Source organism: Roseibium limicola (assembly GCF_017313085.1).
GTDB lineage: Bacteria > Pseudomonadota > Alphaproteobacteria > Rhizobiales > Stappiaceae > Roseibium > Roseibium limicola.
Window position 1 is genome coordinate 404,947 of sequence record NZ_JAFLNF010000004.1, and the last position, 26,019, is coordinate 430,965.

Annotated in this window: 24 protein-coding genes and 2 riboswitches; of the genes, 18 read left to right on the forward strand and 6 right to left on the reverse strand. The window is 60.6% G+C overall.

Features of this window, described 5'->3' with window-relative positions:
• Positions 1-34 precede the first annotated feature (34 nt).
• The 7 genes from ctaD (at position 35) to J0X15_RS11745 (ending at position 5,850) form a co-directional block, all read left to right on the forward strand.
• Complete coding sequence (gene ctaD / locus J0X15_RS11715; RefSeq protein WP_206940857.1) at positions 35-1,630, forward strand: cytochrome c oxidase subunit I; 1,596 nt, start codon at positions 35-37, stop codon at positions 1,628-1,630.
• A 178-nt stretch (positions 1,631-1,808) separates the two neighbouring features.
• Complete coding sequence (locus J0X15_RS11720) at positions 1,809-2,744, forward strand: heme o synthase (RefSeq protein WP_206940859.1); 936 nt, start codon at positions 1,809-1,811, stop codon at positions 2,742-2,744.
• Between the two features lie 5 nt (positions 2,745-2,749).
• A complete protein-coding gene (locus tag J0X15_RS11725; RefSeq protein ID WP_206940861.1) occupies positions 2,750-2,929 on the forward strand; it encodes a hypothetical protein in 180 nt (59 codons plus the stop codon).
• A gap of 18 nt (positions 2,930-2,947) precedes the next feature.
• The gene (locus J0X15_RS11730; RefSeq protein WP_231710380.1) at positions 2,948-3,571 is read left to right on the forward strand and encodes a cytochrome c oxidase assembly protein; all 624 of its coding nucleotides are present in this window, start codon (positions 2,948-2,950) and stop codon (positions 3,569-3,571) included.
• Positions 3,572-3,621: 50 nt separating this feature from the next.
• Positions 3,622-4,491 (forward strand): cytochrome c oxidase subunit 3, encoded by an 870-nt coding sequence (locus J0X15_RS11735; protein WP_206940863.1) that lies wholly within the window; start codon positions 3,622-3,624, stop codon positions 4,489-4,491.
• A gap of 123 nt (positions 4,492-4,614) precedes the next feature.
• On the forward strand, positions 4,615-4,998 hold the full coding sequence (locus J0X15_RS11740) for a DUF983 domain-containing protein (protein ID WP_206940865.1): 384 nt from the start codon (positions 4,615-4,617) through the stop codon (positions 4,996-4,998).
• A gap of 45 nt (positions 4,999-5,043) precedes the next feature.
• Positions 5,044-5,850 carry an SURF1 family protein gene (locus tag J0X15_RS11745; RefSeq protein WP_206940867.1) on the forward strand — a complete coding sequence of 269 codons (807 nt, stop codon included), beginning with the start codon at positions 5,044-5,046 and terminating at the stop codon, positions 5,848-5,850.
• A gap of 346 nt (positions 5,851-6,196) precedes the next feature.
• Here J0X15_RS11745 and J0X15_RS11750 read toward each other — a convergent pair whose 3' ends face one another.
• Complete coding sequence (locus tag J0X15_RS11750) at positions 6,197-6,676, reverse strand: peroxiredoxin (RefSeq protein WP_206940869.1); 480 nt, start codon at positions 6,674-6,676, stop codon at positions 6,197-6,199.
• 174 nt (positions 6,677-6,850) lie between these two features.
• Complete coding sequence (locus tag J0X15_RS11755; RefSeq protein ID WP_206940871.1) at positions 6,851-7,801, reverse strand: protein-disulfide reductase DsbD domain-containing protein; 951 nt, start codon at positions 7,799-7,801, stop codon at positions 6,851-6,853.
• Positions 7,802-8,062: 261 nt separating this feature from the next.
• Here J0X15_RS11755 and J0X15_RS11760 point away from each other — a divergent pair, with 261 nt between their 5' ends.
• The 5 genes from J0X15_RS11760 (at position 8,063) to J0X15_RS11780 (ending at position 15,086) form a co-directional block, all read left to right on the forward strand.
• A complete protein-coding gene (locus tag J0X15_RS11760) occupies positions 8,063-8,644 on the forward strand; it encodes a YqgE/AlgH family protein (RefSeq protein ID WP_206940873.1) in 582 nt (193 codons plus the stop codon).
• A gap of 152 nt (positions 8,645-8,796) precedes the next feature.
• Positions 8,797-10,203 carry a threonine synthase gene (gene thrC / locus J0X15_RS11765; protein ID WP_206940875.1) on the forward strand — a complete coding sequence of 469 codons (1,407 nt, stop codon included), beginning with the start codon at positions 8,797-8,799 and terminating at the stop codon, positions 10,201-10,203.
• 2 nt (positions 10,204-10,205) lie between these two features.
• The gene (locus J0X15_RS11770) at positions 10,206-11,495 is read left to right on the forward strand and encodes a M16 family metallopeptidase (RefSeq protein WP_206940877.1); all 1,290 of its coding nucleotides are present in this window, start codon (positions 10,206-10,208) and stop codon (positions 11,493-11,495) included.
• A 15-nt stretch (positions 11,496-11,510) separates the two neighbouring features.
• Positions 11,511-12,149 carry a GNAT family N-acetyltransferase gene (locus tag J0X15_RS11775; protein ID WP_209015269.1) on the forward strand — a complete coding sequence of 213 codons (639 nt, stop codon included), beginning with the start codon at positions 11,511-11,513 and terminating at the stop codon, positions 12,147-12,149.
• Between the two features lie 30 nt (positions 12,150-12,179).
• Positions 12,180-15,086: an EAL domain-containing protein gene (locus J0X15_RS11780; RefSeq protein WP_206940879.1), complete on the forward strand. Its 2,907-nt coding sequence runs from the start codon at positions 12,180-12,182 to the stop codon at positions 15,084-15,086.
• Between the two features lie 744 nt (positions 15,087-15,830).
• Here J0X15_RS11780 and J0X15_RS11785 read toward each other — a convergent pair.
• Genes J0X15_RS11785 through ispH form a run of 4 tightly spaced genes read right to left on the reverse strand, consistent with a single transcriptional unit; the run spans position 15,831 to position 19,166 of the window.
• Positions 15,831-16,745 carry a diacylglycerol/lipid kinase family protein gene (locus tag J0X15_RS11785; RefSeq protein WP_209015270.1) on the reverse strand — a complete coding sequence of 305 codons (915 nt, stop codon included), beginning with the start codon at positions 16,743-16,745 and terminating at the stop codon, positions 15,831-15,833.
• Complete coding sequence (gene rnhA / locus J0X15_RS11790) at positions 16,742-17,212, reverse strand: ribonuclease HI (RefSeq protein WP_206940881.1); 471 nt, start codon at positions 17,210-17,212, stop codon at positions 16,742-16,744. Before rnhA ends, J0X15_RS11785 begins: the two co-directional genes overlap by 4 nt.
• On the reverse strand, positions 17,209-18,174 hold the full coding sequence (locus tag J0X15_RS11795; RefSeq protein ID WP_206940884.1) for a homoserine kinase: 966 nt from the start codon (positions 18,172-18,174) through the stop codon (positions 17,209-17,211). The genes rnhA and J0X15_RS11795 overlap by 4 nt, the downstream gene beginning before the upstream one ends.
• 5 nt (positions 18,175-18,179) lie before the next feature.
• The gene (gene ispH / locus J0X15_RS11800; RefSeq protein WP_206940886.1) at positions 18,180-19,166 is read right to left on the reverse strand and encodes a 4-hydroxy-3-methylbut-2-enyl diphosphate reductase; all 987 of its coding nucleotides are present in this window, start codon (positions 19,164-19,166) and stop codon (positions 18,180-18,182) included.
• Positions 19,167-19,377: 211 nt separating this feature from the next.
• Here ispH and J0X15_RS11805 point away from each other — a divergent pair, with 211 nt between their 5' ends.
• The 6 genes from J0X15_RS11805 to gcvPB all read left to right on the forward strand — a co-directional run bounded on the left by J0X15_RS11805 (position 19,378) and on the right by gcvPB (position 25,906).
• Positions 19,378-20,022, forward strand: coding sequence for a hypothetical protein (locus tag J0X15_RS11805; protein WP_206940887.1), 645 nt, complete (start codon positions 19,378-19,380; stop codon positions 20,020-20,022).
• A gap of 128 nt (positions 20,023-20,150) precedes the next feature.
• Positions 20,151-20,242: riboswitch (glycine riboswitch) on the forward strand.
• Positions 20,243-20,245: 3 nt separating this feature from the next.
• Positions 20,246-20,372: riboswitch (glycine riboswitch) on the forward strand.
• Between the two features lie 75 nt (positions 20,373-20,447).
• On the forward strand, positions 20,448-21,599 hold the full coding sequence (gene gcvT, locus J0X15_RS11810) for a glycine cleavage system aminomethyltransferase GcvT (RefSeq protein ID WP_206940888.1): 1,152 nt from the start codon (positions 20,448-20,450) through the stop codon (positions 21,597-21,599).
• A gap of 28 nt (positions 21,600-21,627) precedes the next feature.
• On the forward strand, positions 21,628-21,999 hold the full coding sequence (gcvH, locus tag J0X15_RS11815; protein WP_206940890.1) for a glycine cleavage system protein GcvH: 372 nt from the start codon (positions 21,628-21,630) through the stop codon (positions 21,997-21,999).
• Positions 22,000-22,003: 4 nt separating this feature from the next.
• Positions 22,004-22,498 (forward strand): OsmC family protein, encoded by a 495-nt coding sequence (locus J0X15_RS11820; protein WP_206940892.1) that lies wholly within the window; start codon positions 22,004-22,006, stop codon positions 22,496-22,498.
• 478 nt (positions 22,499-22,976) lie between these two features.
• A complete protein-coding gene (gene gcvPA, locus J0X15_RS11825) occupies positions 22,977-24,323 on the forward strand; it encodes an aminomethyl-transferring glycine dehydrogenase subunit GcvPA (RefSeq protein WP_206941058.1) in 1,347 nt (448 codons plus the stop codon).
• Positions 24,320-25,906, forward strand: coding sequence for an aminomethyl-transferring glycine dehydrogenase subunit GcvPB (gene gcvPB, locus J0X15_RS11830; RefSeq protein ID WP_206940894.1), 1,587 nt, complete (start codon positions 24,320-24,322; stop codon positions 25,904-25,906). Before gcvPA ends, gcvPB begins: the two co-directional genes overlap by 4 nt.
• Positions 25,907-26,019: the final 113 nt, after the last annotated feature.

Here is a 26,019-nt window from a genome sequence, read left to right on the forward strand (position 1 = left end):
TGCGGCTCTGCCAGGTTTAAAGAGGGAGCACTTCATGGCTGCCAGCGAAGCACATGCGGCACATGACCACCCGACAGGGTGGGTACGGTGGGTCTATTCGACCAACCACAAGGATATTGGTATCCTGTACCTCATCTTTGCAATCATAGCGGGAATTATCGGCGGGGCGCTCAGCGTCGGTATCCGTATGGAATTGCAAGAACCGGGGATGCAGATTTTCTCCAATCCGCATACGTTCAACGTGTTCACGACGGCCCATGGCCTGGTCATGATCTTCTTCATGGTCATGCCGGCGCTGATCGGCGGTTTTGCCAACTTCTTCGTGCCGATCATGATCGGTGCGCCGGACATGGCCTTCCCGCGGATGAACAACATCTCGTTCTGGCTGCTGCCGCCGGCATTTTTGCTGTTGCTGCTGTCGCTGTTCGTTGATGGACCGACCGGCTACTCCGGATCCGGTGGTGGCTGGACGATCTACCCGCCACTGTCGACATCGGGGCAGCCTGGCCCGTCGATGGATCTGGCGATCCTGGCCCTTCACGTGGCCGGCGCTTCCTCGATCCTCGGTGCGATCAACTTCATCACGACCATCTTCAACATGCGTGCCCCGGGCATGACCATGCATAAGATGCCGCTCTTCGCCTGGGCGGTTCTTATCACGGCATTCCTGCTTCTGCTGTCCCTGCCGGTTCTGGCAGGCGCCATCACCATGTTGCTGACGGATCGTAACTTCGGCACGTCGTTCTTCGACCCGGCCGGTGGTGGTGATCCGATCCTGTTCCAGCATCTGTTCTGGTTCTTCGGTCACCCGGAAGTGTATATCCTGATCCTCCCAGGCTTCGGCATCGTCAGCCACATCATCTCCACCTTCTCGCGCAAGCCGATCTTCGGTTATCTCGGAATGGCCTATGCCATGGTTGCCATCGGCGTGGTCGGCTTCATCGTGTGGGCTCACCACATGTATACGGTCGGCATGTCCACCGAGACCCAGGCCTACTTCGTGGCGGCCACAATGGTCATTGCGGTACCAACGGGCGTGAAGATCTTCTCGTGGATTGCGACCATGTGGGGCGGATCGATTACCTTCCGCACACCCATGGTGTGGGCCATCGGCTTCATCTTCCTGTTCACCGTTGGTGGTGTGACAGGTGTGCAGCTGGCCAACGCCGGTCTCGATCGCGCGCTTCACGACACCTACTACGTTGTGGCTCACTTCCACTACGTTCTGTCGCTGGGTGCGGTCTTCGCCATCTTCGCGGGCTGGTACTACTGGTTCCCGAAAATGTTCGGCTACATGTACAATGAGACGATCGGCAAGGCACACTTCTGGATCACCTTCATCGGTGTGAACCTGGTGTTCTTCCCGCAGCACTTCCTGGGCATGAACGGCATGCCGCGTCGCTATGCCGATTATCCGGATGCGTTTGAGGGCTGGAACTTTGTGTCCTCCATCGGCTCCTACATCTCGGCCTTTGCGGTGCTGGTGTTCCTCTTCGGTATCGTTGAGGCCTTCATGAAGAAGCGTGTTGCCGGCAACAACCCGTGGGGCGAGGGCGCAACGACCCTGGAGTGGACATTGACCTCTCCGCCGCCGTTCCACCAGTTCGAAACCCTGCCGCGCATCAAGTAAGCGACAAGGCTTCGCCCCGGTCCGGGAGAGGGCCGGGTGACAAGACAAGACCACCGCTCCGATTTTTCGGTGCGGTGGTTGCTCCAGGATCCCGCCGGGGAGGCAGGGTTGCGGAGCGGCCGGCTTCGCTGGTCAGACCGTCAAGACAACGCGTTAGTTACAAATCAAGGATGCGCCCATGTCGCTCGTCGAGCGCCAGGATACACTCACAGCAGACAGCCTCGTCTGGGACGGCGGGCACGGGTCGGTTGCCGACTATGTTGCCCTGCTGAAACCCCGGGTCATGTCGCTGGTGATCTTCACGGCTTTCGTTGGCATGATGCTGGCTCCAGGTGACATGCATCCGGTGCTTGGGCTTGTGTCCATCCTTTGCATCGCAATTGGTGCCGGTGCCTCTGGTGCCCTGAATATGTGGTATGACGCCGACATTGACGCCGTCATGACACGCACAGCCAAGCGTCCTATTCCGGCTGGCAAGATCACGCCGCAGGAAGCTTTCACATTCGGCATGACCCTGGCCGCTGGATCGGTGTTGATCCTTGGCCTGGTGGTCAACTGGTTTGCCGCCGCTTTCCTGGCCTTCACCATCTTCTTCTATGTGGTTATCTACACCATGTGGCTGAAGCGTTTGACTCCGCAGAACATCGTTATCGGTGGCGCGGCAGGCGCTTTCCCGCCCATGGTGGCGTGGTCGTGCGTGACCGGTGATGTCAACCTGGAAAGCGCGGTCCTGTTCATGATCATCTTCATGTGGACCCCTCCGCATTTCTGGGCGTTGGCGCTGTTCAAATGCGGTGACTACCGCGCTGCCGGCGTACCGATGCTGCCTGTGGTCGCTGGCGAGACGGCGACCCGTCACCAGATCCTGATCTATTCGATCCTGCTCGCGCCGATCGGCGTTGCACCTTATCTGCTCGGCTTTGCCGGCGTGTTCTACGGTGCAGCTTCTGCTACGCTCGGTGCAATCTTTCTGGTGCTGGCTGCCGACGTCTGGCGCAATCGTGAAGGTGATGCTGCCCGCAAGTCTGCGGTCAGGCTCTTCACCTTCTCCCTCTTCTACCTGTTCTTGGTTTTCGCGCTGTTGTTGGCCGAAAGCCTGATTTCTGGAATGTGATGCCCATGTCCGCCGACAAGACCTCCGCCGACAAGACCGCCGGGATTGAGCTGAGCGAGGACCAGAAGAAGCGTCGTCGCTCCAGGTCCATCGCCATTGCGGTGACCTTGGCGGGCCTGGTTGTGCTGTTCTATGTGGTGACCATCGTCAAGATGGGACCAGAGATCATGAACCGCGCCCTTTAAGGATTTTAGAGAAGCACGATGACCACTCCGACACCCAATGATGACATGGACCGGCTGAAGGCGTCGCAGCGGCGAAATCGCCGCGTCGGCTTTGTCTGCGCGAGCATCTTCGTGTCGATGGTGGGAGCGTCCTACGCAGCGGTGCCTCTCTACAACATGTTTTGTCGCGTGACCGGTTTCGGCGGAACGACCCAGGTCGCGACGCAAGAGGCCGATCATGTGATCGATCGCAAGATCATCGTTCGTTTCGATGGCAACGTGAATCATACGCTGAGCTGGAAGTTCGCGCCTGAGCACAGGCAGATGGAAATGAAGATGGGCGAAACCCGTCAGATGTCCTATGTGGCGACAAACACCGGATCCCGACGTACTGTCGGCACGTCTGTGTTCAACGTCACACCGCTGGAAGCGGGTGCTTACTTCAACAAGCTTGAGTGTTTCTGCTTTACCGAGCAGGCGCTGGAGGCGGGTGAAACCGTCGAAATGCCTGTGGTTTTCTTTGTTGATCCGGATATGAACAACGATCCGGATCTGAAACACGTACGGGAAATTACCCTTTCCTATACTTTCTTTCCGGTTGAAGAACCGGAACAACCTGTTGCGGCTCGGGGGGATGAACCGGCCGCTCAATCGAATCTCTGACCTGCCGTCCTTGAGACGACAGGATCATTTTGTCCCTGGGGAGCTTGCCGATGGCTGAGGCACATAGCAAAAATCACGACTACCACTTGGTTGATCCGAGCCCGTGGCCGTTCCTGGCGTCCATCGGCGCCTTTCTTATGGCAATCGGCGGTATCGCCTTCATGAAGCTCGGCAAAGGCGAAGAGTTTGTTCTCTTCGGTCTGAACCTTACCGGCTGGGGCATCTTTGCCATCGGTCTGGTGATTGTTCTCTATGTCATGTTCGGCTGGTGGCGCGATACCATCCGCGAAGCGCATCAGGGCCATCACACCCGCGTCGTGTCGCTGCATCTGCGTTATGGCATGCTGTTGTTCATCGCCTCTGAAGTGATGTTCTTCGTTGCCTGGTTCTGGGCCTACTTCGACGCAGCGCTTTATGCTGGTGAAGCCATCAATTACGTCCGTGCCGATGTGACTGGCGGTCATTGGCCGCCTGCGGGCATCGCAACGTTTGATCCTTGGCACCTGCCGTTGCTCAACACGCTGATCCTGCTGTGTTCCGGCACAACGGTGACATGGGCTCACCATGCGCTTCTGCATGATGACCGTGAAGGCCTGAAGTGGGGATTGGTGCTGTCGGTCATGCTTGGCGTGGTCTTCACCATCTGCCAGGTCTACGAGTATTCTCATGCTGCCTTTGGCTTTGCGGGCAACATCTATGGGGCGACCTTCTTCATGGCGACCGGGTTCCATGGCTTCCACGTTGTCGTGGGCACCATCTTCCTGGCGGTCTGCCTGTTCCGTGCCCTCGGTGGTGACTTCACCAAGGAAAAGCACTTCGGCTTCGAAGCAGCTGCCTGGTACTGGCACTTCGTTGACGTTGTCTGGCTGTTCCTATTCGTCGCCATCTATATCTGGGGCGCCGGGACGCCGGCTCACTGATTGACGACCTAACGTCTGAGACAAATGGACGCCCGGGCCGGGAAACGGCTCGGGCGTTTTGCATCAGGCTCTCTGCGGGGGTAGTTTGCCGTTTCCGAACATCTTCAAATCACAGGATAGACAATGACTGACAAGGCACACTTCCCCACGGTCAATCCTGTGAAGGCGGGTCTGTCCGGTTCGTGCCCACAGTGTGGCGAAGGCAAATTGTTCAAGGGTTTTCTCGGCCTGCGCGAGCGGTGCTCCAACTGCGGGTTGAACTATGACTTTGCCGACGCTGGTGATGGTCCTGCCGTTTTCGTCACGCTGCTGGTTGGCTTCATCGTCGTCGCGCTGGTGTTGTGGGTCGAGTTCACTTTTCAGCCGCCAATATGGCTACACCTGATCATTTGGCTGCCGCTGACCTGCATTCTGGCAGGTGGCAGTCTGCGCCCCCTGAAGGGCCTGATGATTGCGCAGCAATTCCGTCATTCCGCCCGTGAGGGCCGCCTGGATACGGACGATTGATCGCACCATTTGCAGCACCGTCCATCAAGAAGAACTGAAGTCAACATGTCTGACCTGATCCCGCAATCCGAGCTGCAAAGCCAGTCCCCTCTGCGCCGTCTGCTGGTGCCGGCGGCCGTGGCTGCCTTGGCACTCGGCGTCCTTCTCAATCTCGGCCTCTGGCAACTCGACCGGCTCGCCTGGAAAACAGCTCTGATTGCCAAGGTGGAAACGGATCTTGCCGCCGCGCCTGTGCCGGCCCCTGGCCCCGATGCCTGGCCGACCCTGGATCCATTCGAGATTGACTATCGCCACGTGTCGGTGACCGGTCACTTCCTCGCTGGGAATGCCTATTATTTTACATCACTCGGAGAAGACGCCAAGGGTCGGTTTCAAGGGCCGGGCTACATGGTCTATAGCCCGTTCCGCACCAGTGGTGGCTGGACGCTGATGATCAACCGAGGGTTCCTGCCACAGGAAATCTGGCGCATCGAGCGCGAGATGTTCGTCGAGGAGCCTAATCCGGAAACCCAGATCACGATCACCGGCTTGTTGCGTCTGTCGGAGCAGCCAAATTGGACGACGCCAGCTGCTGACACTGACAACATGGTCTGGTTTGCTCGCGACACCATCCACATGTCAAAGACGCTGAAGGTACCGAGCCAGAAACGTGCGCCGTTCAGCGTCGATCTGGACGGCGCATTCTCCGGCCTGAACGGCTTGCCCCAGGCAGGCGAAACCGTTGTTCGCTTCAAGAACGACCACCTCGGCTATGCCCTGACATGGTTCGGTCTGGCGGCAACTTTAGTTGGGGTTTTCTTCACCTACGCCCTGACGGTGTTCCGCCAAACCAGTCCCGACGACGACGCCTGACCTGACGTCTCCCCTGTCTTTTGGCAACCCGACGAGCGCGGCGACAGCTCCCGGCTCAAGTCCGGAACAGCGCCTTTTGCGTCTCCGTCACGCCATGACTTAATCATGGCATCCATGCCTTTCCTTCGCGTCCCGGTGCGGGCTGAGTATGTAGGGCTGTATCGGCATGGATCCTCGGATTAAGTCCGAGGATGAGGCAGGTGGGGAGGTGAGGTGAGGCGAGGTGAGGTGAGGTGAGGTGAGGAGAGGAGAGGTGAGGGAGGGACGTCACGCATCGCAAAAAACAAACAAAAAAGGCGCAGAAAAATCCGCGCCTTTGTCCTGTCTTTGCTCAAGCTTGAAGAACTCAGAGGGCTTCCAGGATGGAGGCCGCGCCGGTGGACTTCAGGTCGCCGGGTGCATCTTCGACGCTGAGGAAGGTGATTTCGCCGTCCTTGGCGATCAGCGCGAAACGCTGGGAGCGGGTGGCACCGAAGATCGGAGCGTCGAGACCAAGGCCAATAGCCTTGATGAAATCGGCGGAGGGATCAGAGAGGAACGTCAGGGCGTCGGCCTTGGTGGATTTCGACCATGCGTCCATGACGAAGAGATCGTTGGCTGCCAGCACCGCGATGGTGTCGACGCCCTTCGCCTTGATCGTGTCTGCATGCTCAACGAAGCCCGGCAGATGGTTCATGTGGCATGTCGGGGTGAAAGCACCTGGCACACCAAACAGAACAACGGTCTTGCCTTCGAAAAGCTCTTTGGTTGTCAGTTCGGCCGGGCCGTCTGCGGTCTTGATCTTGAAGGTTGCCTCGGGAAGCGTGTCGCCGACCTTGATGCTCATGATGTCTGTCTCCTGATTGTCCCGCGATATGCGGAGTGAGGACGTCTCCCTCAAAGCCAATAAGCGTTTCGGCGCGCCGCGTCGAGGGGGGGATGAAAACGATCTGTCCACGCCGCATAAGTGCCGGTCTGTGGCACTCACATTTGCTTTGGGCGGGGTGACGGACAAATCCAGTCATTTCAGGGGGGCAAGCTGGTCGGGTGACAGCGGGTGTTCGCTGACCCAGGCCTGTTCGCCGCGCTGGACCACAAGGCTCAGCTGGCTGCCGCCGTCCGCCTGGCGTTTCAGGCCTTTGGTCGAAAGCTGCCAGACCGTTTTGCCATTTTTACGGGAGATCAGCGTCGGCAGGCCGTTGTAGGAGCCTTCCGGACCGACCGCAAACAGCTCTGTCGCAGCGGTCTTGTCGGGACTGAGCGTGCTGTCGGCAACGATCTGCAGCCGATCTGTCTTGTCACTGGTCTGCGCCACGACGATGGACAGTTGCGGCGCGGCCGGAGAGGTCTTTTGGGGCACGCGCTGCAAATCACGCTCGATCAGCAGGTTGCTCACCCTGTCCGGGGTATCTTGCGCTGACAGGTCAAGCGTCAGCCCTGCGTCGCGCGGCACGCAGATTTCCTTGCAGACCCCGAAGAACAGGCTTGCCTGCAGCCGCAAGGGCGCTGTCGGGTCCTGCGCGGTGATGCGAAGCGGCAGCACGACCTCTCCGTGGTAGACGGCGGTGGTCGAATAGCCGTCATTGTAGCGTTCCGGTACCGGATAAAGCACCTCCACCGACTTCAGGTTGGTCGACCCGGAAAAGTCGATCTGCGGCGCAATGCCCGCCTCGCCGGGGGAGCGCCAATAGGTGTGCCAGCCCGGCTCCAGCGAGAACTCCAGCCCCGCCAGATAAGCCGCGCCAGGCTTGTCAGGGCTGTCAGCCTGAGCAGGGCCGCTGGAAATCAGCCGCACGCCGCCGCCCTGTCCGTCGTGCCAGTCACTGGAGGCCGCTCTGGCTGATCTGGCCGCTGGGGACAGGGCCAGCTCTGTCAGCAGGGCGCAGATGGCGATGGCCCGCACACATCGGGCGCGGCGGCTCAGCGGAGCAAGCGCTGAAGTTGGGTGCTGGAAGCTTTGAAAAGTCATCATGGCAATGAGTGCTAGCGCGAAACAGGCCTCGGGTCATCTGCTGTTCAGCTCGCGGCGGTCTCATATCTGCGTGATTTCGAGCAGGAACCGGTGTTGTTCCGTGCCTCTGGAGACGTGCATAGGCTCAAAACAACTCCCAGCCGTTAACAATCGGCGAAAGTCGCGCTAATCTGCCTGATGACGCGAAGGGCTGAGCGGCGAACCGTGGTAAACGCCCCAGTTTCAGCGCCTATCTGCTTGTTAGTTCGGGATACTTGTTGAATGACCGATTCGCTCGAAGGACAGTTTTTGATCGCCATGCCCAATATGGAGGATGGCCGGTTCGAGCATTCCGTAATTTACATTTGTTCCCACACGGAGCAGGGCGCCATGGGATTGGTCATCAACCAGGTGGCCCGTCACCTCAGCCTGGAAGGCTTGCTGATTCAGCTCAACATCCTGCAGGACGAGCAGGGTATTCATCTGCCCCACAGCCTGCGCGAGATGAACGTCCACAAGGGGGGGCCGGTGGAAGTGGAGCGTGGCTTTGTGCTGCATTCCGATGATTACGTGCTCGACCGTTCGACCCTGCCGATCCGCGACGGCATCTGCCTGACAGCGACCCTGGAGATCCTGAAGGCCATGGCCGACGGCACCGGACCGGAGCAGGCGATGCTGGCACTCGGCTACTCGGGCTGGGCACCGGGGCAACTGGAAAGCGAGATCCAGGCCAACGGCTGGCTGACAGGTGCTGCCAGTCGCGATCTGGTTTTCGACCCCGCCTTCGACAACAAGTGGCAGCGGGCCTTGCAGTCCATAGGCATTGATCCTGCAATGCTCTTCGGCGATGCCGGCCATGCGTGATGCAGGCTTGTGCGCCAGTGGCTTAGGGTAAAAAAACACGGTAAAATTCTGTCGTAGGCCACGGAACTGTGGTAATCCCGGCTAACCAGCAACGCCAGCGCTCGACTGGCGTCGAGAATAAACAGGAAACGCGAAAGCGGAGGCAGCGGTCAGTGAAGTATTATAGTACGCGTGGGGAGGCTCCGGTACTCGGTTTTTGCGATGTGCTTCTGCAGGGTCTTGCACGTGATGGCGGTCTCTATCTGCCAGAGACCTGGCCGCAGTTGTCTCCTGAAACCATCGCCTCCTTTGCTGGCAAGTCCTATGAGGACGTAGCCTTCGCAGTGATCCAGCCTTTCGTCGATGGCGAGATTGCCGATGATGATCTGATGGCGATGATCACGGACGCCTATTCGGGCTTCCGCCATCAGGCGGTGACACCGCTGGTGCAGATCGCACCGAACCAGTTCGTTCTGGAGCTCTTCCACGGTCCGACCCTGGCCTTCAAGGACGTGGCGATGCAGTTGCTCGGCCGTTTGATGGACCATGTACTGGAAAAGCGGAACATGCGCGCCACCATCGTTGGCGCCACATCCGGCGACACCGGCGGCGCAGCCATCGAGGCCTTCCGCGGTTCCACCCGCACGGATGTCTTCATTCTCTTCCCCGAAGGACGTGTCTCTCCGGTTCAGCGCCGGCAGATGACCACGCCGACGGAAGACAATGTTCACGCCCTCGCCCTGAGCGGCAACTTTGATGATTGCCAGTCCATCGTGAAGGGCATGTTCAACAACTTTGCCTTCCGCGACCGGGTCGGCCTGTCCGGGGTCAACTCGATCAACTGGGCCCGCATTCTGGCGCAGATCGTCTATTACTTCGTCGCAGGTGCCGCCCTTGGCAGCCCGCAGCGCAAGGTCAGCTTCACCGTGCCGACCGGTAATTTCGGTGATATTTTTGCAGGCTTCGCCGCCAAGAAGATGGGCCTGCCGATCGACAAGCTGGTGGTTGCGACCAACATCAACGACATTCTGGCACGCACCATGGACACAGGACGCTATGAGATGCGCGGTGTCACCGCCACGACGGCGCCCTCTATGGACATCCAGATCTCATCCAATTTTGAGCGGCTTCTGTCGGAAGCCACGGGCCGCGATGCGGACGCGGTGCGCCGGATGATGAACCAGCTCGGCCAGTCGGGCAGCTTCACCATTGAGGAGCCGGCTCTCGGTGCCATCCGCTCCAGCTTTTCAGCTGGGCGCTGCACCGAGGAAGAAACAGCCTCGATCATCGAAGACACATTGAAGACCAGCAGCTATCTGCTTGATCCGCATACGGCTATTGCCGTTCATGTAGCCAAGGCTCATGATGACGGATCGACGCCGATGGTGGTGCTGGGAACAGCCCATCCGGCCAAATTCCCGGATGCAGTTGAAGCGGCTTGCGGCGAACGGCCGGAATTGCCGCCGGAATTGCAGCCGATGATGAGCGCCGATGAGCGTCAGACAATTCTCTCTGCTGAACAGTCGGCAGTTGAGAACCACATTGAGGACCACGCGAGAGCGGTCCGCAGCGGGGTGTAAATATGCAGGTTCGCACGACCAAGCTTTCAAACGGCATGACGGTTGTGACCGACCGAATGCCGTCCCTGAAGACGGCAGCGCTCGGGGTCTGGGTGCGGACCGGGTCGCGCACGGAAACACTTGATCAAAACGGCATCACGCATTTGCTGGAGCATATGGCCTTCAAGGGAACCTTGAGCCGGACGGCCCGCCAGATCGCCGAAGAGATCGAGGCCGTGGGAGGTGAGTTGAATGCCTCCACCAGCATCGAACACACCAACTTCTATGCCCGCGTTCTGGCGGAAGACGTGCCTCTGGCCGTCGACCTGCTGGCGGATATCCTGCAGAACTCCATTTGCGATCAGGAAGAGCTGGTTCGCGAAAAGCAGGTGATCCTGCAGGAGATCGGGGCCGCCCACGACAGCCCGGAAGACCGGGCCTTCGATCTGTTTCAGGAGGCCGCTTGGCCGGACCAGCCGCTGGGTCGTCCAATCCTCGGTACGCCGGAAACGGTGATCGGCTTTTCCGGCGATGCGCTGAAAAGCTACATGAGTGAACGCTACCGCGGTCCGGACATGGTGCTGGCAGCCGCAGGCGCTGTCGACCACGAAGCACTGGTCGCGATGGCGGAAGAGAAATTCGGCAAGATCAATCCGGAGCCGGCCTCCTCTGAAAGCACTGCAAACTACAAGGGGGGCGAGCAGCGTCTGACGAAGGATCTGATGGAGGCGCAGATCCTCATCGGCTTCGAGGGACGGCCCTACCGCTCCAAGGATTATTACGCCATTCAGATCCTGGCCTCTGTGCTCGGCGGCGGCATGTCGTCCCGGCTGTTTCAGGAAATCCGTGAAAAGCTCGGTCTGTGCTATGCCATCTACACCTTCCACTGGGCGTTTTCCGACACCGGCCTTTTTGGTCTGCATGCTGCGACCAGCGAGAATGAGATCGCAGCCCTGATGCCGGTTATCCTCAAGGAACTGCGCCAGGCGGGCGAGAGCATCACCGAGGAAGAAGTGGCTCGTTCACGCGCGCAGATCCGCGCCGGTTTGATGATGGCGCTGGAAAGCCCGGCGGCACGTGCCGGACAGCTGGCCCGCCAGATTCTGGTGCATGGCCGCATCCTCACGCTTGAGGAAGTCTCCGACAAGATCGAGGCGGTGACTGCTGAAGACATCCGTCGCGTCGCCAACGAGACCTTCCTTGGCAGCACGCCCACCCTGTGTGCCGTTGGGCCTGTGGCTTCGCTGATGAGTGCTGAGGAAATTGGAGCAGAGTTGGCGGAACCTGCTTCGCTTCAGGCCGCAAGCATGTAATTCGGGACCGGGGCAATGGTGTTTCTGCGCTCGTCACAGGCACTGGACAGAGAGCCCCGCATAGGGTCGAAAAGCCACTACCTGCGTCCGCCCGTCATGGGCGACTTTCCGATTTGGTGCAAACTGCGCGAGGAAAGTCGGGAGTTTCTGCGTCCGTGGGAGCCGATCTGGCCCGCAGACGATCTGACCCGCGCTGCCTTTCGCCGCCGTCTGCGTCGCTACGACCAGGAGTGGCGGGACGGGCGCACGCTGCCGCTCTTTGTCTTTTCAGCCCAGACCGACCAGTTGCTGGGGGGCGTCACCGTGTCGAACATCCGCCGGGGGGTCAGTCAGGCTGCGACCATCGGTTACTGGATGGGCGCCAGCCATGCGGGCCGTGGCCACATGAGTGCCGCCATGCGCCTTCTTCTGCCATATTGTTTCGACACATTGCGCCTTCACCGGGTTGAGGCAGCCTGCCTGCCCAGCAACGGCACATCCATTCACCTGCTGCGCAAGGCCGGCTTCCAAAAGGAAGGCTATGCGCGCAACTATCTGTTGATCAACGGGGCGTGGCAGGATCATATCTTGTTCGCTTGCCTGCAGGATGATCACCTGAAGACGATCTGGGAAAGCTCCCACTCTGTCGGGGGCAAGTTGAAAGACATCTTGTGACATGTGTACCAAACCGCTAGTTCTTCGCTCATGTCTCGACTGATCCCGCAGAGCCTTGAGCGCGCCATAGTCCGTTTTGTTGCCGGTGCTTTTCTGCTGCTGGCTGCGTTAACGTCAGCGCAAGCCGTTGAACCCATTCCGGTCCCGCTGGATGTGGAGGCTCTGGAGCTTACCAAAGCCATTGAAATGCATATCGAGGCCGGCACCCGGCTGCAGGTCTCCACCGCGCCCGGCGCGGATGGGATCGTGCGCCGCATCGAGGTGTCGTCGCGCAGTGGCCAAAACAGCAACTGGGCCGTCTTTGCTCTCGCCAACACCAGTGATGAGCAGATCGACCGGTTGTTGGTGGCCCCATTTTTCCAGCTGGTTGGCTCGCGCCTGTTCTGGCCCGATCTGGGGTCGTCGCGCATCGCCTTCCTGACGCCCAGCCAGGGCATCTCCCCTGTACGCGAGAAGAACCTCGAAGCCGACGTTTTCCGCATCACGCTTGACCCGGGCTCAGTCGTCACCTTTGTGGCGGAGCTGACCTCGCCGGAGCTGCCGCAGCTGCGTCTCTGGGAGCCGGATGTCTACAAGGAAACCCTGAATTCCTACACGCTTTATCGTGGGATCATTCTCGGAATTTCCGGGCTTCTGGCGCTGTTCCTGACCATATTGTTCGTGGTCAAGGGCACGGTGATGTTCCCGGCGACTGCAGCGCTTGCCTGGTCGGTTCTGGCTTATCTGTGCATCGACTTCGGCTTCTGGAGCCGAGTTTTCGATCTGGTGCAGGGCCAGGACCAGCTCTACCGCGCCAGCGCGGAAGTGATGCTGGCTGCCAGTCTGATCATCTTCCTTTACGCCTATCTCAATCTCAACCGCTGGAACATTCACTATTCTCACCTGGCGCTGACGACCCTCGTCCTGCTGCTCGGGCTTTTGGGTGTCGCGGTCTGGGATCCATCGGTCGCAGCCGGGATCGCACGGCTGTCTCTCGGCGTGATCGGTGTTCTTGGCTTTGCCACCATTCTGGTGCTCGCCTTCAAGGGCTATGACAGGGCGATCATGCTGATCCCCACGTGGTTCCTGTTGATCACCTGGCTGGTCGGCGCCGCCATGACTGTAACGGGTTATCTCGCCAACGACATCGTCCAACCGGCACTCGGTGGAGGGCTTGTGCTGATCGTTCTGCTGATCGGTTTCACGGTGATGCAGCATGCCTTTGCCGGAGGTGCCATCGCACAAGGGCTGATTTCGGACGTCGAGCGCCGCGCCCTGGCCATGACCGGCTCCGGCGATCTGATCTGGGACTGGGATGTCGATCGGGACCGCATCTACACCGGCCATGATGTTGAGGATCTGCTGGCCCTCAAGCACGGCACGCTGGACGGCCCGGCCCGCAACTGGCTGGAAGTGCTGCACCCGCAGGACCGGGACCGTTTTCGCGCCACCCTCGACGCGGTCATCGACCAGCGTCGTGGCAAGATCGCGCAGAACTTTCGCCTGCGCGCCGAAGATGGTCATTTCCGCTGGTTCCGCCTGCGCGCCCGGCCAATCGTCGGTTCTGATGGCGAAGTCATTCGCTGCGTCGGAACGCTTCTGGACATCACCGAGGAGCGCACTGCCGAGGAACGTCTGCTGCATGATGCGGTTCATGACAATCTGACCGGCTTGCCGAACCGTGAATTGTTCATGGACCGGCTGCGGGCGGCGATCTCGCGCACCAAGGCCGATAATTCGGGCAAGCCTACGGTTCTGGTCATCAACCTAGACCGCTTCAAGCAGGTCAATGACAGCATCGGCATTTCCGCTGGCGACAGCATTCTGCTCACCGTGGCGCGCCGTTTGAGTCGCCTGATCGGCCCGCAGGACGCCCTGTCGCGTCTGAACGGCGATCAGTTCGGTCTGGTGCTTCTGTCTGAAAGCGAGCCGGATCGGATCGTTGCCTTGGCCGATTCTCTGCGCAAGGGTGTCCGTGCTCCTATAACCTTCGGCGACCGAGAGATTTTCCTCACCTGTTCCGTCGGCATTTCCCTGTTCGAGGGCGAAAGCCAGAGCCAGGAAGACATGGTCACCAACGCCGAGATTGCTCTGAACCATGCCAAACGACTTGGCGGCGATCGTCAGGAGGTCTTCCGGCCAATCCTGCGCCCGCTGGGCAAGAACGTGGTCGAGCTGGAAAGCGAACTCCGCGACGCTATCAAGTCGAACTCCCTGGGCGTCTACTTCCAGCCGATCATTCGGCTGGAAGACCAGTCGATTGCCGGCTTCGAGGTACTGGCCCGCTGGACCCATCCGAAGCGCGGTCGCATTTCTCCGGCGGAGTTCATTCCCGTTGCCGAGCAATCCGGCCTGATCAACGAGCTGGGCACCTACATGCTGGAAAAGGGCGCGCAGCAACTCGCCCGCTGGCAGAGCGATTTCCCGTTCCCGCATCCCTTGTTTGTCAGCATCAACCTGTCCTCGCGCCAGCTTCTAAAGCATGATCTGATCAACGAAGTGAAAGCTGTGCTGTCACGCACCGCCGTGACGCCCGGCACGTTGAAACTGGAACTGACCGAGAGCATGGTCATGGCCAACCCGGAATATTCTGCCCGGGTTCTGGAGCGGCTGAAGGATCTCGGCGCGGGTCTGTCTCTCGATGACTTCGGCACCGGCCATTCCTCTCTGGCCTATCTGCAGCGCTTCCCGTTCGACACGATCAAGATCGATCAGTCCTTCGTCAAGCCGGACAGCCGGGCCATCCGCCCGGTCCTGCTGCGCTCCATCGTTGCCATGGGCCACGATCTCGGCATGTCGGTGGTGGCGGAAGGGGCCGAAAGCGAAGGCGATGCGCTGGAACTGCTGCAGCTTGGCTGTGAATACGCCCAGGGCTATCACTTCGGTCAGGCCATGGATTCTGACGAGGCCACCAAATACCTCCGCGCCGGCATCAAGAACCTCGAAGCCACCGGCTGAGTTATCCTCCGACCCATCCGTCTTGCCCCAACCCCTTCGCCACACTCCCACCTCTCCGTCATGCCATAGCTCGACCATGGCATCCATGCCGTTCCCCGTCGGCACGAGAAGCCTGAGCGCGTGGCGCTGTATCGGTATGGATCCTCGGGTCGAGCCTGAGGATGACGGCGGTGGGAGTGGTGAGGGGAGTGGATAAACGGCCAGGCAGTGGCATCACCCCTGCCATCGTCATCCCGGCCAAGCGCAGCGTTGAGCCGGGATCGGAGAGCCGAGAGACCCTCAAAGATCGCACACAACTAGCGACACCCCGGCTCACCGCTCCCGCATCTGCGCTCACGCTGCGTGCGGGATGACGACGGCGAAGCAGTAGCATCCATGCCATTTCCTTTCGGCATCAAAAAGCCTGTGCGTGTGGCTGTGAAACGGCATGGATCCTCGGGTCGAGCCCGAGGATGACGGCGGTGGGTGTGGTGAGGGGAGTGGATAAAAGGGCCAGGCAGTGGCTCGGAGGTGAGGTCCGGGACAGCGCAGACGGTTCCCACCCCTCCGCGTCATGCCATGACTTGATCATGGCATCCACGCCGTTGCGTCTCGCCTCAGGGAGCCTGCGCGTGTGGAGCGGCGTATCGGCATGGATCCCCAAACAGCAGTGGAACAAGTCCGATGACGGCGGTGGGGGGGAGAGGGAATGGATAAACGGCGGGGCTGGCGGGGAAGCGCGGTCCTGATGAACAATCAAAACGCTTATGGAACGACGATCGTGTAGCCGTGAGCGCCGGCTTCCAGGGCGACGGGTGTGGCGCCGTAGGGATCGCCGTCGATTTGCACGGCAGTTGGTGCCTTGGCGAGGATTTTCGCCTTCTCGAAAGCTGTCACAGTGACGCCGCGCGCCTTGTGGACGCGACCCAGCAGCAGGGCGATGCCGAAGCGCAGGGCGGAAATCGGATCGTCCTTCTGCAGCACCAGAACATGCAGGCCTGATGTGGTGACGGAGGCGTCCGGGCAGACGACGAAGGGCCCGCCATAGAAGCGGCCATTGGTGGCGACGATCAGCTTGCCGGTCAGCGACTTGCCATCGACCTCCACTGTCATTTCCGACGAGCGACGGGTCAGGCCGATCTTGATGGCGGTCAGTACATAGGCGAGCTTGCCGAATTTGCGCTTCAGCGCCAGCGGCAAGGCGTGCACCACATCAGCGTCCATGCCGGCCGACGCCATCAGGACGAACGGGTGGCCGTTGGCGAGACCGAAGTGCAGCGGCTTTGTGCGGTGCGCGAGGATCGAGCGGGCAATTGCCAGCGGGCGTTTCGGCAGGCCGAGTTCATGCGCCAGGACATTCGCCGTGCCGGCAGGAATGACGGCAAGGTCCGGCGGCGCAGCGTTGACCTGAAAGCCGGTCAGCGCTTCGTTGACCGATCCGTCGCCTCCGGCAATCACCAGCACATCGACGGCGAGACGCGGGTCAGAGGCAATCTGTTCGATCTCGCCGGCGTGGGTGGTCAGCCGGATTTCGACCTTGCATCCAGCCTGGGCAAGATAGTCCTCGATCAGCTCGATCCGGCGCGGGTCGTAGCCACCACTGGTCGGATTGGCGATGATCAGCACGTTTTTGATGTGGTCTGTCTGGCTGTTGGCGCGTGGATTGGCCCAGTCGTTCACGCGTCGGACTCCGCCACGTAACCGGGCTTGAACGGGGCCATGCCCTTGCGCGCCAACTCGTCTGCACGCTCGTTTTCCGGATGGCCGGCATGCCCCTTGACCCAATGCCAGGTGACATCATGCCGGTTGCGCGCAGCATCCAGCTCCTTCCACAGGTCGGCGTTCTTCACCGGCTTGTTGGCAGCAGTCTTCCAGTTCTTCTTTTTCCAGCCGAACATCCATTCCTTGATGCCGCTGCGCACATAGGTGCTGTCGGTGTAAAGGTCGACAGTGCACGAGCGTGTCAGGGCATTCAGGGATTCGATCGCAGCGGTCAGCTCCATGCGGTTATTGGTCGTGTCGGCCGCGCCGCCACAGAGATCCTTCTCGTGTTCGCCAAAGCGCATCACCGCCCCCCAGCCACCCGGACCGGGATTACCCGAACAGGCGCCGTCGGTGTAAATCGTTACCCGGTTGCTGTCGGTCATAGATCCAGCCCATATGCGGCGACGGTCTTGGCGTCTTCGTGAAACTGCAGCTTCTTCAGGTATTCCATCGGGTCTTTCGGCGTGACCAGGGCACCCGGCGGCACGTTCAGCCAATCGTACAGGCGGCTGAGCAGGAACCGCATGGAGGCGCCGCGGGCGAGCAGGGGCAGGGCCGTCGTCTCGGCGTCCGTCAAAGGCCGCACCTTCTGATAGGCATCAAGCAGAGCACGCGCCTTGGTGACATTGAACGAATGGTCGGCTTCAAAGCACCAGGCGTTGAGGCAGATCGCGATGTCATAGGCGAAGGAATCGGTGCAGGCGAAATAGAAGTCGATCAGACCGGAAAGCTCTTCGCCCAGAAAGAACACGTTGTCGGGAAAAAGGTCGGCATGAATGACGCCACTGGGCAGGTCTTTCGGCCAGTCGGCTTCAAGCTTCGACAGGGCGGTCTGGATGGTGGCCTGCAGGCCTGGCTTCACTTCATCTGCGCGTCCGGCGCATTGGTCAAGCAAGGGCCGCCAGCCAGACACCGAGAGCGCGTTCTGGCGTGTCATCGTGAAGTCGCTGCCAGCCACATGCAGAGCAGCGAGCCCTGCCCCCAGTCCGGCGCAATGCAGCGGCTTGGGGCGCTTCACCCACATGCCTTCCAGGAAGGTCACCATGGCTGCGGGCCGACCGGCCAGCTCGCCCAGCGTGGCGCCGGATTTCATAACGACAGGGGTGGGGCAGCTTAGCCCTGATGCTGCCAGATGCTGCATCAGGTTGAGGAAGAACGGCAAATCGTCCTTGTTCACCCGCTTTTCATACAGGGTCAGGATGAAGTTGGCTTTTTCGGTATGGACGAGGAAGTTGGAGTTCTCCACGCCCTCGGCAATGCCCTTGAAAGAGAGAAGACGGCCCACATCATAAAGCTCGATGAAGGCGGCCAGCTCTTCGTCCGCAACGTCGGTGTATACTGCCATTTATCCTACTCGGCCGCGTCGCGCAGCTCGCGCAATTCGCGGGGGAGGTTGAAGGCGATGGTTTCTTCCGCCGTGCGGACGATTTCCACCGTCACGTCATAGCGTTCGCCAAAGGCGGCGATGATTTCTTCCACCAATGTCTCCGGCGCAGAGGCACCGGCTGTGAGGCCGAGGGTGGAGATGCCCTCGAATGCGGCCCAGTCGATCTCGCTGGCCCGCTGGATCAGGTGCGAGACCCGGCATCCGGAGCGCTCTCCCACTTCGCGCAGACGCTGTGAGTTGGAGGAGTTCGGAGCGCCAACCACGATCATTGCATCGACGCGCGGCGCGACTTCCTTTACGGCTTCTTGCCGGTTGGTCGTGGCGTAGCAGATGTCTTCCTTGTGCGGAGCGACGATCTGCGGAAAGCGCTCCTGCAGGACGGCAACGATGCCGGCCGTATCGTCCACCGACAAGGTGGTCTGGGTGATGAAGGCAAGCGGCTGGTCAGTCTTCGGCTGGAAAGCCCGTGCGTCAGCTTCGGTTTCAATCAGACTGACGGTGCCTTCGGGCAGCTGGCCCATGGTGCCGATTACTTCAGGATGGCCGGCATGGCCGATCAGCACGATCTCGCGCTCGCGCCGGAAATGGATCTCGGCTTCCTTATGCACCTTTGAAACGAGCGGGCAGGTGGCATCCAGAAAGAACATGTTGCGCGCCTGGGCATCCGCTGGCACGGATTTCGGCACGCCGTGGGCGGAAAAGATCACCGGGCGGTCCGCATGATCTGCCGGGATCTCGCCCAGTTCCTCGACAAACACGGCGCCCTTGGCCTTCAGCCCGTCGACCACGTATTTGTTGTGAACGATCTCATGGCGCACGTAGACCGGCTGGCCGAATTTCTTCAGCGCCAGTTCGACGATCTGGATTGCCCGGTCGACACCGGCGCAAAATCCGCGCGGTGCGCAGAGGTGAACCGTCAGGGGCGGCTTGGAAGTCGTGGCGGAAATCATGCCTGTCCTTTTGCCTATGTCTCATGCGCAATAAGGGGATCTCCCCGGCCTGTGTCAAGGTTCAAACCGGGCAGGCTTTTAAAGCGTGGGGATTTGCAAAGCCCGCTTTGGTGGCGCTCATCATAACCTCCAGGCGTCTCCCGCACTCGCCAAGCGGTTTTGGACCTGCTATGACCCTTGCCGGATATGTGTAGGGAGTGATCGGCCGGTGATGGGTAAAGGCTTTGAAACACTGACACCTTTTCTGCGCAAAAGTGCGCTGCTGGGTGTTGCCGGATTGGCGTTGGCCCTTGGCGGCTGCCTGGGTGACAGGTCTGAGGTTCAAACCGGACCGCAGGCTGGGGCGCAAGCCGGGACCGATGGACGCAGCACGGTGACGAAGATCATCTCCGGTGGCCAGGCGCCGCTGGAAATCGATCCGGAAGCCCTGTCGTCCGACATTTACTGTCCCTCGATCCGCCTTCAGCCCGGCGCGCATCTGATCATGTCTTATGAACGGGGCAAGCAAGATGAGCCGAAGGGCCTGCGCTACCAGGCAACTGTCCAGGATTGGGCACGTGGCTGTACGCGTGAAGGCGTCGATCAGGCACGGATCAAGGTCGGCGTTTCCGGGTATGTCACCCCCGGCCCGGCCTGGCCGGGTGGCGAAGTGCTGCTTCCAGTTCGCATCGTGATCACCACCGGCGAGGAGGGCGTCAAGCCGCTGACGTCTGAGTTGATCAGTGTGCCGGTAACAATCGGTGCGGGTGCTCCGAGCGAGGCCTGGACCATGGTTGAGAGCAGTTTCGTCGTGCCACGCAATGCGGAAATGCAGATTCTTGTTGGATTCGACGAGAAGGCGACCGCCAAGCGCTAAAGCGCGGCCTCATTGATATTGACAAGGGGCCGGGGGCAGGGAAAAATCCTCCCGGTTCAGGTTCGGGTCGTTCCCGGGCCATCGGAGCGTCTGTCTCGCGGCACATTGTCTTGCGGCAAACGGTTCGAAAAACCCTAGCGGGAGAGGCCGGGTGAAAAACACCGGCGCCGAAGGAGCAACCGCCCCGGAAACTCTCAGGCAAAAGGACCGCTGGGACACAACGCTCTGGAAAGCAGTTTTTCGACCTGGTGCAAATGCACCGGGCTGAAACGGCTCACCGAAGGAGTAACCGGTCTGACGCGCCTTGATGGCGAACCTTCCGGGAAATCTCTCAGGTATCTCGGACAGAGGGGGCACGGACGGATGTCATCATGAGTGTCATGAGATGTCTGGGACCGTGTGACTCTAATGTTTGAGGATCCTGGATGGCCGACGCAACAGTTGCAGGCGACCTGAAGAAAACCCCTTTGTATGATCTCCACGTGGAGCTGGGGGCCCGTATGGTGCCTTTCGCGGGTTATGACATGCCCGTGCAATACCCCTCCGGGATCATGACCGAACACAAGGCCACTCGCGACAGCGCCGGCCTGTTCGATGTGTCCCACATGGGTCAGGCCCTGCTGATCGGCCCCGATCACGCAACCACCGCCAAGGCGCTGGAAGCCCTGACCCCCTCCAATTTTGTCGAGCTTGGATTTGGGCGTCAGCGCTACACCGTGCTGCTGAACGACGAAGGCGGCATCATCGACGATTTGATGGTGTCTCGCCCGCTCGATCCGGCGCAGGATGGCACGCTGATGCTGGTGGTCAATGCCGCCTGCAAGGACGGCGACTACGCCCATATCGCCGCCAACCTGCCCGATAACGTCACGCTTCAGATCATCGAAGACCGCGCACTGATCGCCGTGCAGGGGCCGCTGGCTGTGGAGGCCGTCGCTGCCCATGCACCGGCTGCGGCCGAGCTTGGCTTCATGTCTGCCGCACCGATGGAATTCGACGGCATTGCCGTTCACATGGCCCGCGCCGGATACACCGGTGAGGATGGTGTGGAAATGTCCGTGCCGGCCGGCGCCGCAGAGGCCATTGCCCGCGCGCTGCTGGCAGATGACCGGGTGTCGCCGATTGGCCTTGGCGCTCGCGACAGTCTGCGTCTGGAAGCTGGCCTGTGCCTCTACGGTCACGACATCGACCAGAGCACCTCTCCGGTGGAAGGCAACATCACATTCTGCATGCAGAAACGACGCCGCGAGGAAGGTGGCTTCCCCGGTGCCGAGCGCATCCAGAGCGAGCTGAAAGACGGTCCGGGCCGCATTCGCATCGGCCTGAAGCTGGAAGGCCGTGCGCCTGCCCGGGAAGGCGCTGAAATTCGCCTTCCCGAGGGTGGCCCTGTCGGCACACTGACCTCCGGTGGCTTTGCCCCGACCCTCGGTGCACCGATCGCCATGGGTTATGTGGCAACCGAGCATTCCAAGCCAGGCACCAAACTTGAACTGATCGTACGCGGCAAGGCACTGCCGGCGGAAGTCATTGAGATGCCCTTCGTGCCAAACCGCTACTACCGCAAACCAAAAACTTGATGATTTCCAGAGACCAGGGACGCACCCAATGACCACCTATTACACCAAAGACCACGAGTGGATTGCCGTTGAAGGCGACACCGCCACTGTTGGCGTCACCGACTATGCCCAGAGCCAGCTTGGCGATGTGGTCTTCGTCGAGTTGCCGGAAGTCGGTAAGACACTGGCCCAGGGCGACGAAGCTGCCGTGGTGGAATCCGTCAAGGCGGCTTCTGAAGTCTACGCACCGATCGACGGTGATGTGGCTGAAGCCAACGATGCGCTGGCCGATGAGCCGGCCAAGGTCAACGAAGATCCGGAAGGTACTGCCTGGTTCATCAAGCTGACCATCACCAACAAGGATCAGCTGTCCGACCTGATGGACGAAGCGGCCTACAAGTCCTACGTCGCAGGCCTCTGATCTGATGGCCGATCACCTTTATACCGCTGAAGTCAGCTGGAAGCTGGAGGGTGAGCTCGACAAGGGCCGCTATTCCCGTGCTCACGTCTGGCGCTTTGACGGCGGTATCGAGGTGCCGGCCTCCGCATCGCCGTCTGTCGTGCCGCTGCCGCATTCGCTGGAAGCGGCGGTCGATCCGGAAGAAGCCTTCATCGCTGCGATTGCCTCCTGCCACATGTTGACCTTCCTCGATATTGCCCGGCGCAAGGGCGTCCGGGTTGTGACGTATCAGGATGCAGCCGAAGCGCTGATGCAAGTGATCGACGTTGACAGCCATCCCAAGCGGATGGGGATTACCCGAGTGACCCTTAATCCGGTTCTGACTGTCGAAGGATCCGACGCTCCCGATGCGGCTCTGTTGAGCCAGTTGCATCATCAGGCCCATGACCTGTGTTTCATCGCCAACTCGGTGAAATGCGACATCATCGTCGCCGAGCATCCGGTGAAACTGGTAGGCTGAAGGCACTGCCTCACGCCCGTCATCCCGGACGCTGTGCAAGCGGAGCTCCGGGGCCGGCGAGGTGGAAGAGTATCGTTGCCTCGGCTCACCGATCCCGGGTCAAGCCCGGGATGACGCGGGAGGGGAGGAGGACGAAGGATGGGTAGGAGCGGGGGCGAGCCCCTCGCTTTGGTCATCCTCGGCCTTTGCCTCCGTCATCCTCGGCCTCGTGCCGAGGATCCAGCCTTCCGGGGCGGGGCAGAAGCTTGACACTGGATGCTCGGGACATGCCCGAGCATGACGCGACGAGGGGCACTGCCTCACGCCCGTCATCCCCGACGCCGCGCAAGCGAAGATCCGGGACCGGTGGGCCGGCAGACTTTGATTGGGCCTTGAGCCCCTCGATCCCGGGACTGGAGACGGTTATCCGGGACGACACAATGAGAGGCTGGGTTTTCCAGCCGCATGAAAGAACGAAATACCAACCGGGAGCCGCATGATGCGCTACCTGCCTTTGAGCAACCAAGATCGGGCCGACATGCTGACCCGGATCGGCGTCGACAGCATCGACGATCTCTTCGCCGATATTCCGCAAAAAGCCCGGCTGAACGGCCTGATGGATCTGCCGCGCCGCGCCAGCGAAATGCAGGTGGAACGTCAGCTCTCCGCCATGGCCAGCAAGAACGTTTCGGCCTCCTCCGTGCCGTTCTTTGTTGGCGCCGGCGCCTACAAGCACCACGTGCCGTCGACAGTCGACCACCTGATCCAGCGCTCGGAGTTCCTGACGTCCTACACGCCGTATCAACCGGAAATCACCCAGGGCACCCTGCAGTACCTGTTTGAATTCCAGACCCAGGTCGCCCGCCTGACGGCAATGGATGTCGCCAACGCCTCCATGTACGATGGCTCCACCGGCACAGCCGAAGCCGTGCTGATGGCGCATCGTGTCACCAAGAAGAAGAAGGCCGTCCTCTCCGGTGGTCTGCATCCGCAGTACCGGGAAGTCGTCGAAGGCCTGTCCGAGCTGTCGTCCCACGATGTGGTGTCGATGCCGGCCGACCCGATGGGCACGGAAGACATTCTCGCCCAGATCGACGATGAGACCTCCTGCGTCGTGGTTCAGTCGCCGTCCTTTTACGGTCAGCTGATCGATCTGAAGCCGATTGCTGAAAAGGCCCATGCCCACAAGGCGTTGCTGATCGCCGTCTTCACCGAGGTGGTTTCCCTCGGCCTGATGGAACCGGCAGGCACCCAGGGCGCCGACATCGTTGTTGGCGAAGGCCAGTCGATCGGCAACGGCCTGAACTTCGGCGGTCCTTATGTCGGCCTCTTCGCCACCCGTCAGAAGTACGTCCGCCAGATGCCGGGCCGCCTGTGTGGCGAAACCACCGACGCCGACGGCAAGCGCGGCTTCGTGCTGACCCTGTCGACCCGCGAGCAGCATATCCGCCGCGACAAGGCGACCTCGAACATCTGCACCAACTCCGGCCTCTGCTCGCTGGCCTTCACCATTCACCTGTCGTTGCTTGGCTCCAAGGGCCTGAAGCAGATGGCCACCATCTGCCACGCCAATGCGGTGAACTTGAAGAAGGGCCTCAGCGGTGTTGCTGGCGTCGAGGTACTGAACAACGCCTACTTCAACGAGTTCACAGTCAAGCTGCCGAAATCCGCCGACGCGGTTGTCGAGGCGCTGGCGGCCAGGGGCATCCTCGCCGGTGTTCCGGTCTCGCGCCTGATCCCGGGCCAGGCCGATCTTGAAAACCTGCTGGTCGTTGCCTGCACGGAAGTCAACACCCAGGAAGACCGCGACGCCTTTGTCGCAGCGTTGAAGGAGGTGCTGGCATGAGCATGAATTCGCAAGGACGCCCCAGCGCGCCGAATGAAAACGCCGTGAGCTACACCCCCAAAACCTTCACCGGCAACCGTGCGCTCGACATGGAAGAGCCGCTGATCTTCGAATTCGGTCATTTTGACACCACCGGCGTCGACTTCGACATGCCGGAGGCTTTCGAGACTGAACTCGGCGGCTTCGAGCGCGAGGACGCGCTGGAACTGCCGGGTCTGGCCGAGCCGGAAGCCATGCGCCATTATGTGCGTCTGTCGCGCAACAACTATGCCATCGACAGCGGGCTTTATCCGCTCGGCTCCTGCACCATGAAGCATAACCCGCGCCTCAATGAAAAGATGGCGCGTCTGCCGGGATTTGGCGACATTCACCCGCTGCAGCCGCTCTCCACGGTGCCCGGTGCCATCGAGCTGATCGACCAGCTGGCCCATTGGTTGATGACCATGACCGGCACATCCGCCGTCGCCATGAGCCCAAAGGCCGGTGCTCACGGCGAGCTCTGCGGCATGATGGCGATCAAGGCAGCGCATACGGCGGCCGGTCGTGATCCGAAGATCGTGCTGGTGCCTGAAAGTGCCCATGGCACCAACCCGGCAACCGCCGCGCTTCTCGGCTACAAGGTCGTCAATATCGATGCCCGTGACGATGACGGCACGGTCGATCTCGATGCTCTCAAGCGGACGATTGCCGAGCACGAAGGCAATGTCGCGGCGATTATGCTGACCAACCCGAACACCTGCGGGCTGTTCGAGCGTGACATCGTCGAAATCGCAGCGGCAATCCACAAGGCCGACGCCTATTTCTACTGCGATGGCGCAAACTTCAACGCCATCGTCGGCAAGGCGCGTCCGGGGGATCTTGGCGTTGATGCCATGCACATCAACCTGCACAAGACCTTCTCCACGCCCCATGGCGGTGGTGGTCCGGGCTCAGGTCCGGTGATCCTGTCAGATCGTCTGGCACCCTTTGCCCCGCTGCCCTTCATCCGCAAGGATGGGGAAAATGGTCCGGTTCTGGTGGAAGCGGAAGCCCAGCTGACCGACGGCGAAAAGCCCTTCGGCCGGATGACCGCCTTCCACGGCCAGATGGGCATGTATGTCCGTGCGCTGTCCTACATGATGAGCCATGGCTCGGATGGTCTGAAGCAAGCCTCCGAGGATGCCGTGCTCAACGCCAACTACGTCCGCGTCGGCCTGCAGGACCTGATGAGCCTGCCGTTCGGCGAGCGCCCGTGCATGCACGAAGTGCTCTTCGACGACAGCTTCCTCAAGGACACCGGCGTCACCACCCTCGACTTCGCCAAGGCGATGATCGACGAGGGCTATCACCCGATGACCATGTACTTCCCGCTGGTGGTGCATGGCGCAATGCTGATAGAGCCGACGGAATCCGAAAGCCGGGCGTCGCTGGATCTCTTTGTCGCGACCCTGCGTGATCTGGTGATGAGCGCCAAGGACGGACAAACCGACCGTTTCTCCGGCGCGCCGTATTTCTCACCCCGCCGCCGGCTGGATGAGACAAAGGCCGCCCGCAAGCCGATCCTCACCTGGGAAAAGCCTGCCCCGGCCCAAGCCGCCGAGTAAGTTCAATCGCGGTGTACCATCAAGAAAAGCCCGGCTCTCTCTCGTCGGGCTTTTTGCATTTTCGCGGTTATTTCTTGTCGGCACTTGTCTCGTCCCCAACCTCTGCGTCATGC

What these genes read in the sequence shown, in the direction of transcription:
- gcvH (WP_206940890.1), top strand. Translation starts at nt 21,628, where the DNA reads ATGACCACCTATTACACCAAAGACCACGAGTGGATTGCCGTTGAAGGC.
- gcvT (WP_206940888.1), top strand. Translation starts at nt 20,448, where the DNA reads ATGGCCGACGCAACAGTTGCAGGCGACCTGAAGAAAACCCCTTTGTAT.
- J0X15_RS11760 (WP_206940873.1), top strand. Translation starts at nt 8,063, where the DNA reads ATGACCGATTCGCTCGAAGGACAGTTTTTGATCGCCATGCCCAATATG.
- ispH (WP_206940886.1), bottom strand. Translation starts at nt 19,166, where the DNA reads ATGATTTCCGCCACGACTTCCAAGCCGCCCCTGACGGTTCACCTCTGC.
- gcvPB (WP_206940894.1), top strand. Translation starts at nt 24,320, where the DNA reads ATGAGCATGAATTCGCAAGGACGCCCCAGCGCGCCGAATGAAAACGCC.
- rnhA (WP_206940881.1), bottom strand. Translation starts at nt 17,212, where the DNA reads ATGACCGACAGCAACCGGGTAACGATTTACACCGACGGCGCCTGTTCG.
- J0X15_RS11775 (WP_209015269.1), top strand. Translation starts at nt 11,511, where the DNA reads ATGGTGTTTCTGCGCTCGTCACAGGCACTGGACAGAGAGCCCCGCATA.
- J0X15_RS11750 (WP_206940869.1), bottom strand. Translation starts at nt 6,676, where the DNA reads ATGAGCATCAAGGTCGGCGACACGCTTCCCGAGGCAACCTTCAAGATC.
- J0X15_RS11730 (WP_231710380.1), top strand. Translation starts at nt 2,948, where the DNA reads ATGACCACTCCGACACCCAATGATGACATGGACCGGCTGAAGGCGTCG.
- J0X15_RS11745 (WP_206940867.1), top strand. Translation starts at nt 5,044, where the DNA reads ATGTCTGACCTGATCCCGCAATCCGAGCTGCAAAGCCAGTCCCCTCTG.
- ctaD (WP_206940857.1), top strand. Translation starts at nt 35, where the DNA reads ATGGCTGCCAGCGAAGCACATGCGGCACATGACCACCCGACAGGGTGG.
- J0X15_RS11755 (WP_206940871.1), bottom strand. Translation starts at nt 7,801, where the DNA reads ATGATGACTTTTCAAAGCTTCCAGCACCCAACTTCAGCGCTTGCTCCG.
- J0X15_RS11735 (WP_206940863.1), top strand. Translation starts at nt 3,622, where the DNA reads ATGGCTGAGGCACATAGCAAAAATCACGACTACCACTTGGTTGATCCG.
- J0X15_RS11795 (WP_206940884.1), bottom strand. Translation starts at nt 18,174, where the DNA reads ATGGCAGTATACACCGACGTTGCGGACGAAGAGCTGGCCGCCTTCATC.
- J0X15_RS11740 (WP_206940865.1), top strand. Translation starts at nt 4,615, where the DNA reads ATGACTGACAAGGCACACTTCCCCACGGTCAATCCTGTGAAGGCGGGT.
- J0X15_RS11805 (WP_206940887.1), top strand. Translation starts at nt 19,378, where the DNA reads ATGGGTAAAGGCTTTGAAACACTGACACCTTTTCTGCGCAAAAGTGCG.
- J0X15_RS11720 (WP_206940859.1), top strand. Translation starts at nt 1,809, where the DNA reads ATGTCGCTCGTCGAGCGCCAGGATACACTCACAGCAGACAGCCTCGTC.
- J0X15_RS11780 (WP_206940879.1), top strand. Translation starts at nt 12,180, where the DNA reads ATGTCTCGACTGATCCCGCAGAGCCTTGAGCGCGCCATAGTCCGTTTT.
- J0X15_RS11820 (WP_206940892.1), top strand. Translation starts at nt 22,004, where the DNA reads ATGGCCGATCACCTTTATACCGCTGAAGTCAGCTGGAAGCTGGAGGGT.
- J0X15_RS11770 (WP_206940877.1), top strand. Translation starts at nt 10,206, where the DNA reads ATGCAGGTTCGCACGACCAAGCTTTCAAACGGCATGACGGTTGTGACC.
- J0X15_RS11725 (WP_206940861.1), top strand. Translation starts at nt 2,750, where the DNA reads ATGTCCGCCGACAAGACCTCCGCCGACAAGACCGCCGGGATTGAGCTG.
- gcvPA (WP_206941058.1), top strand. Translation starts at nt 22,977, where the DNA reads ATGCGCTACCTGCCTTTGAGCAACCAAGATCGGGCCGACATGCTGACC.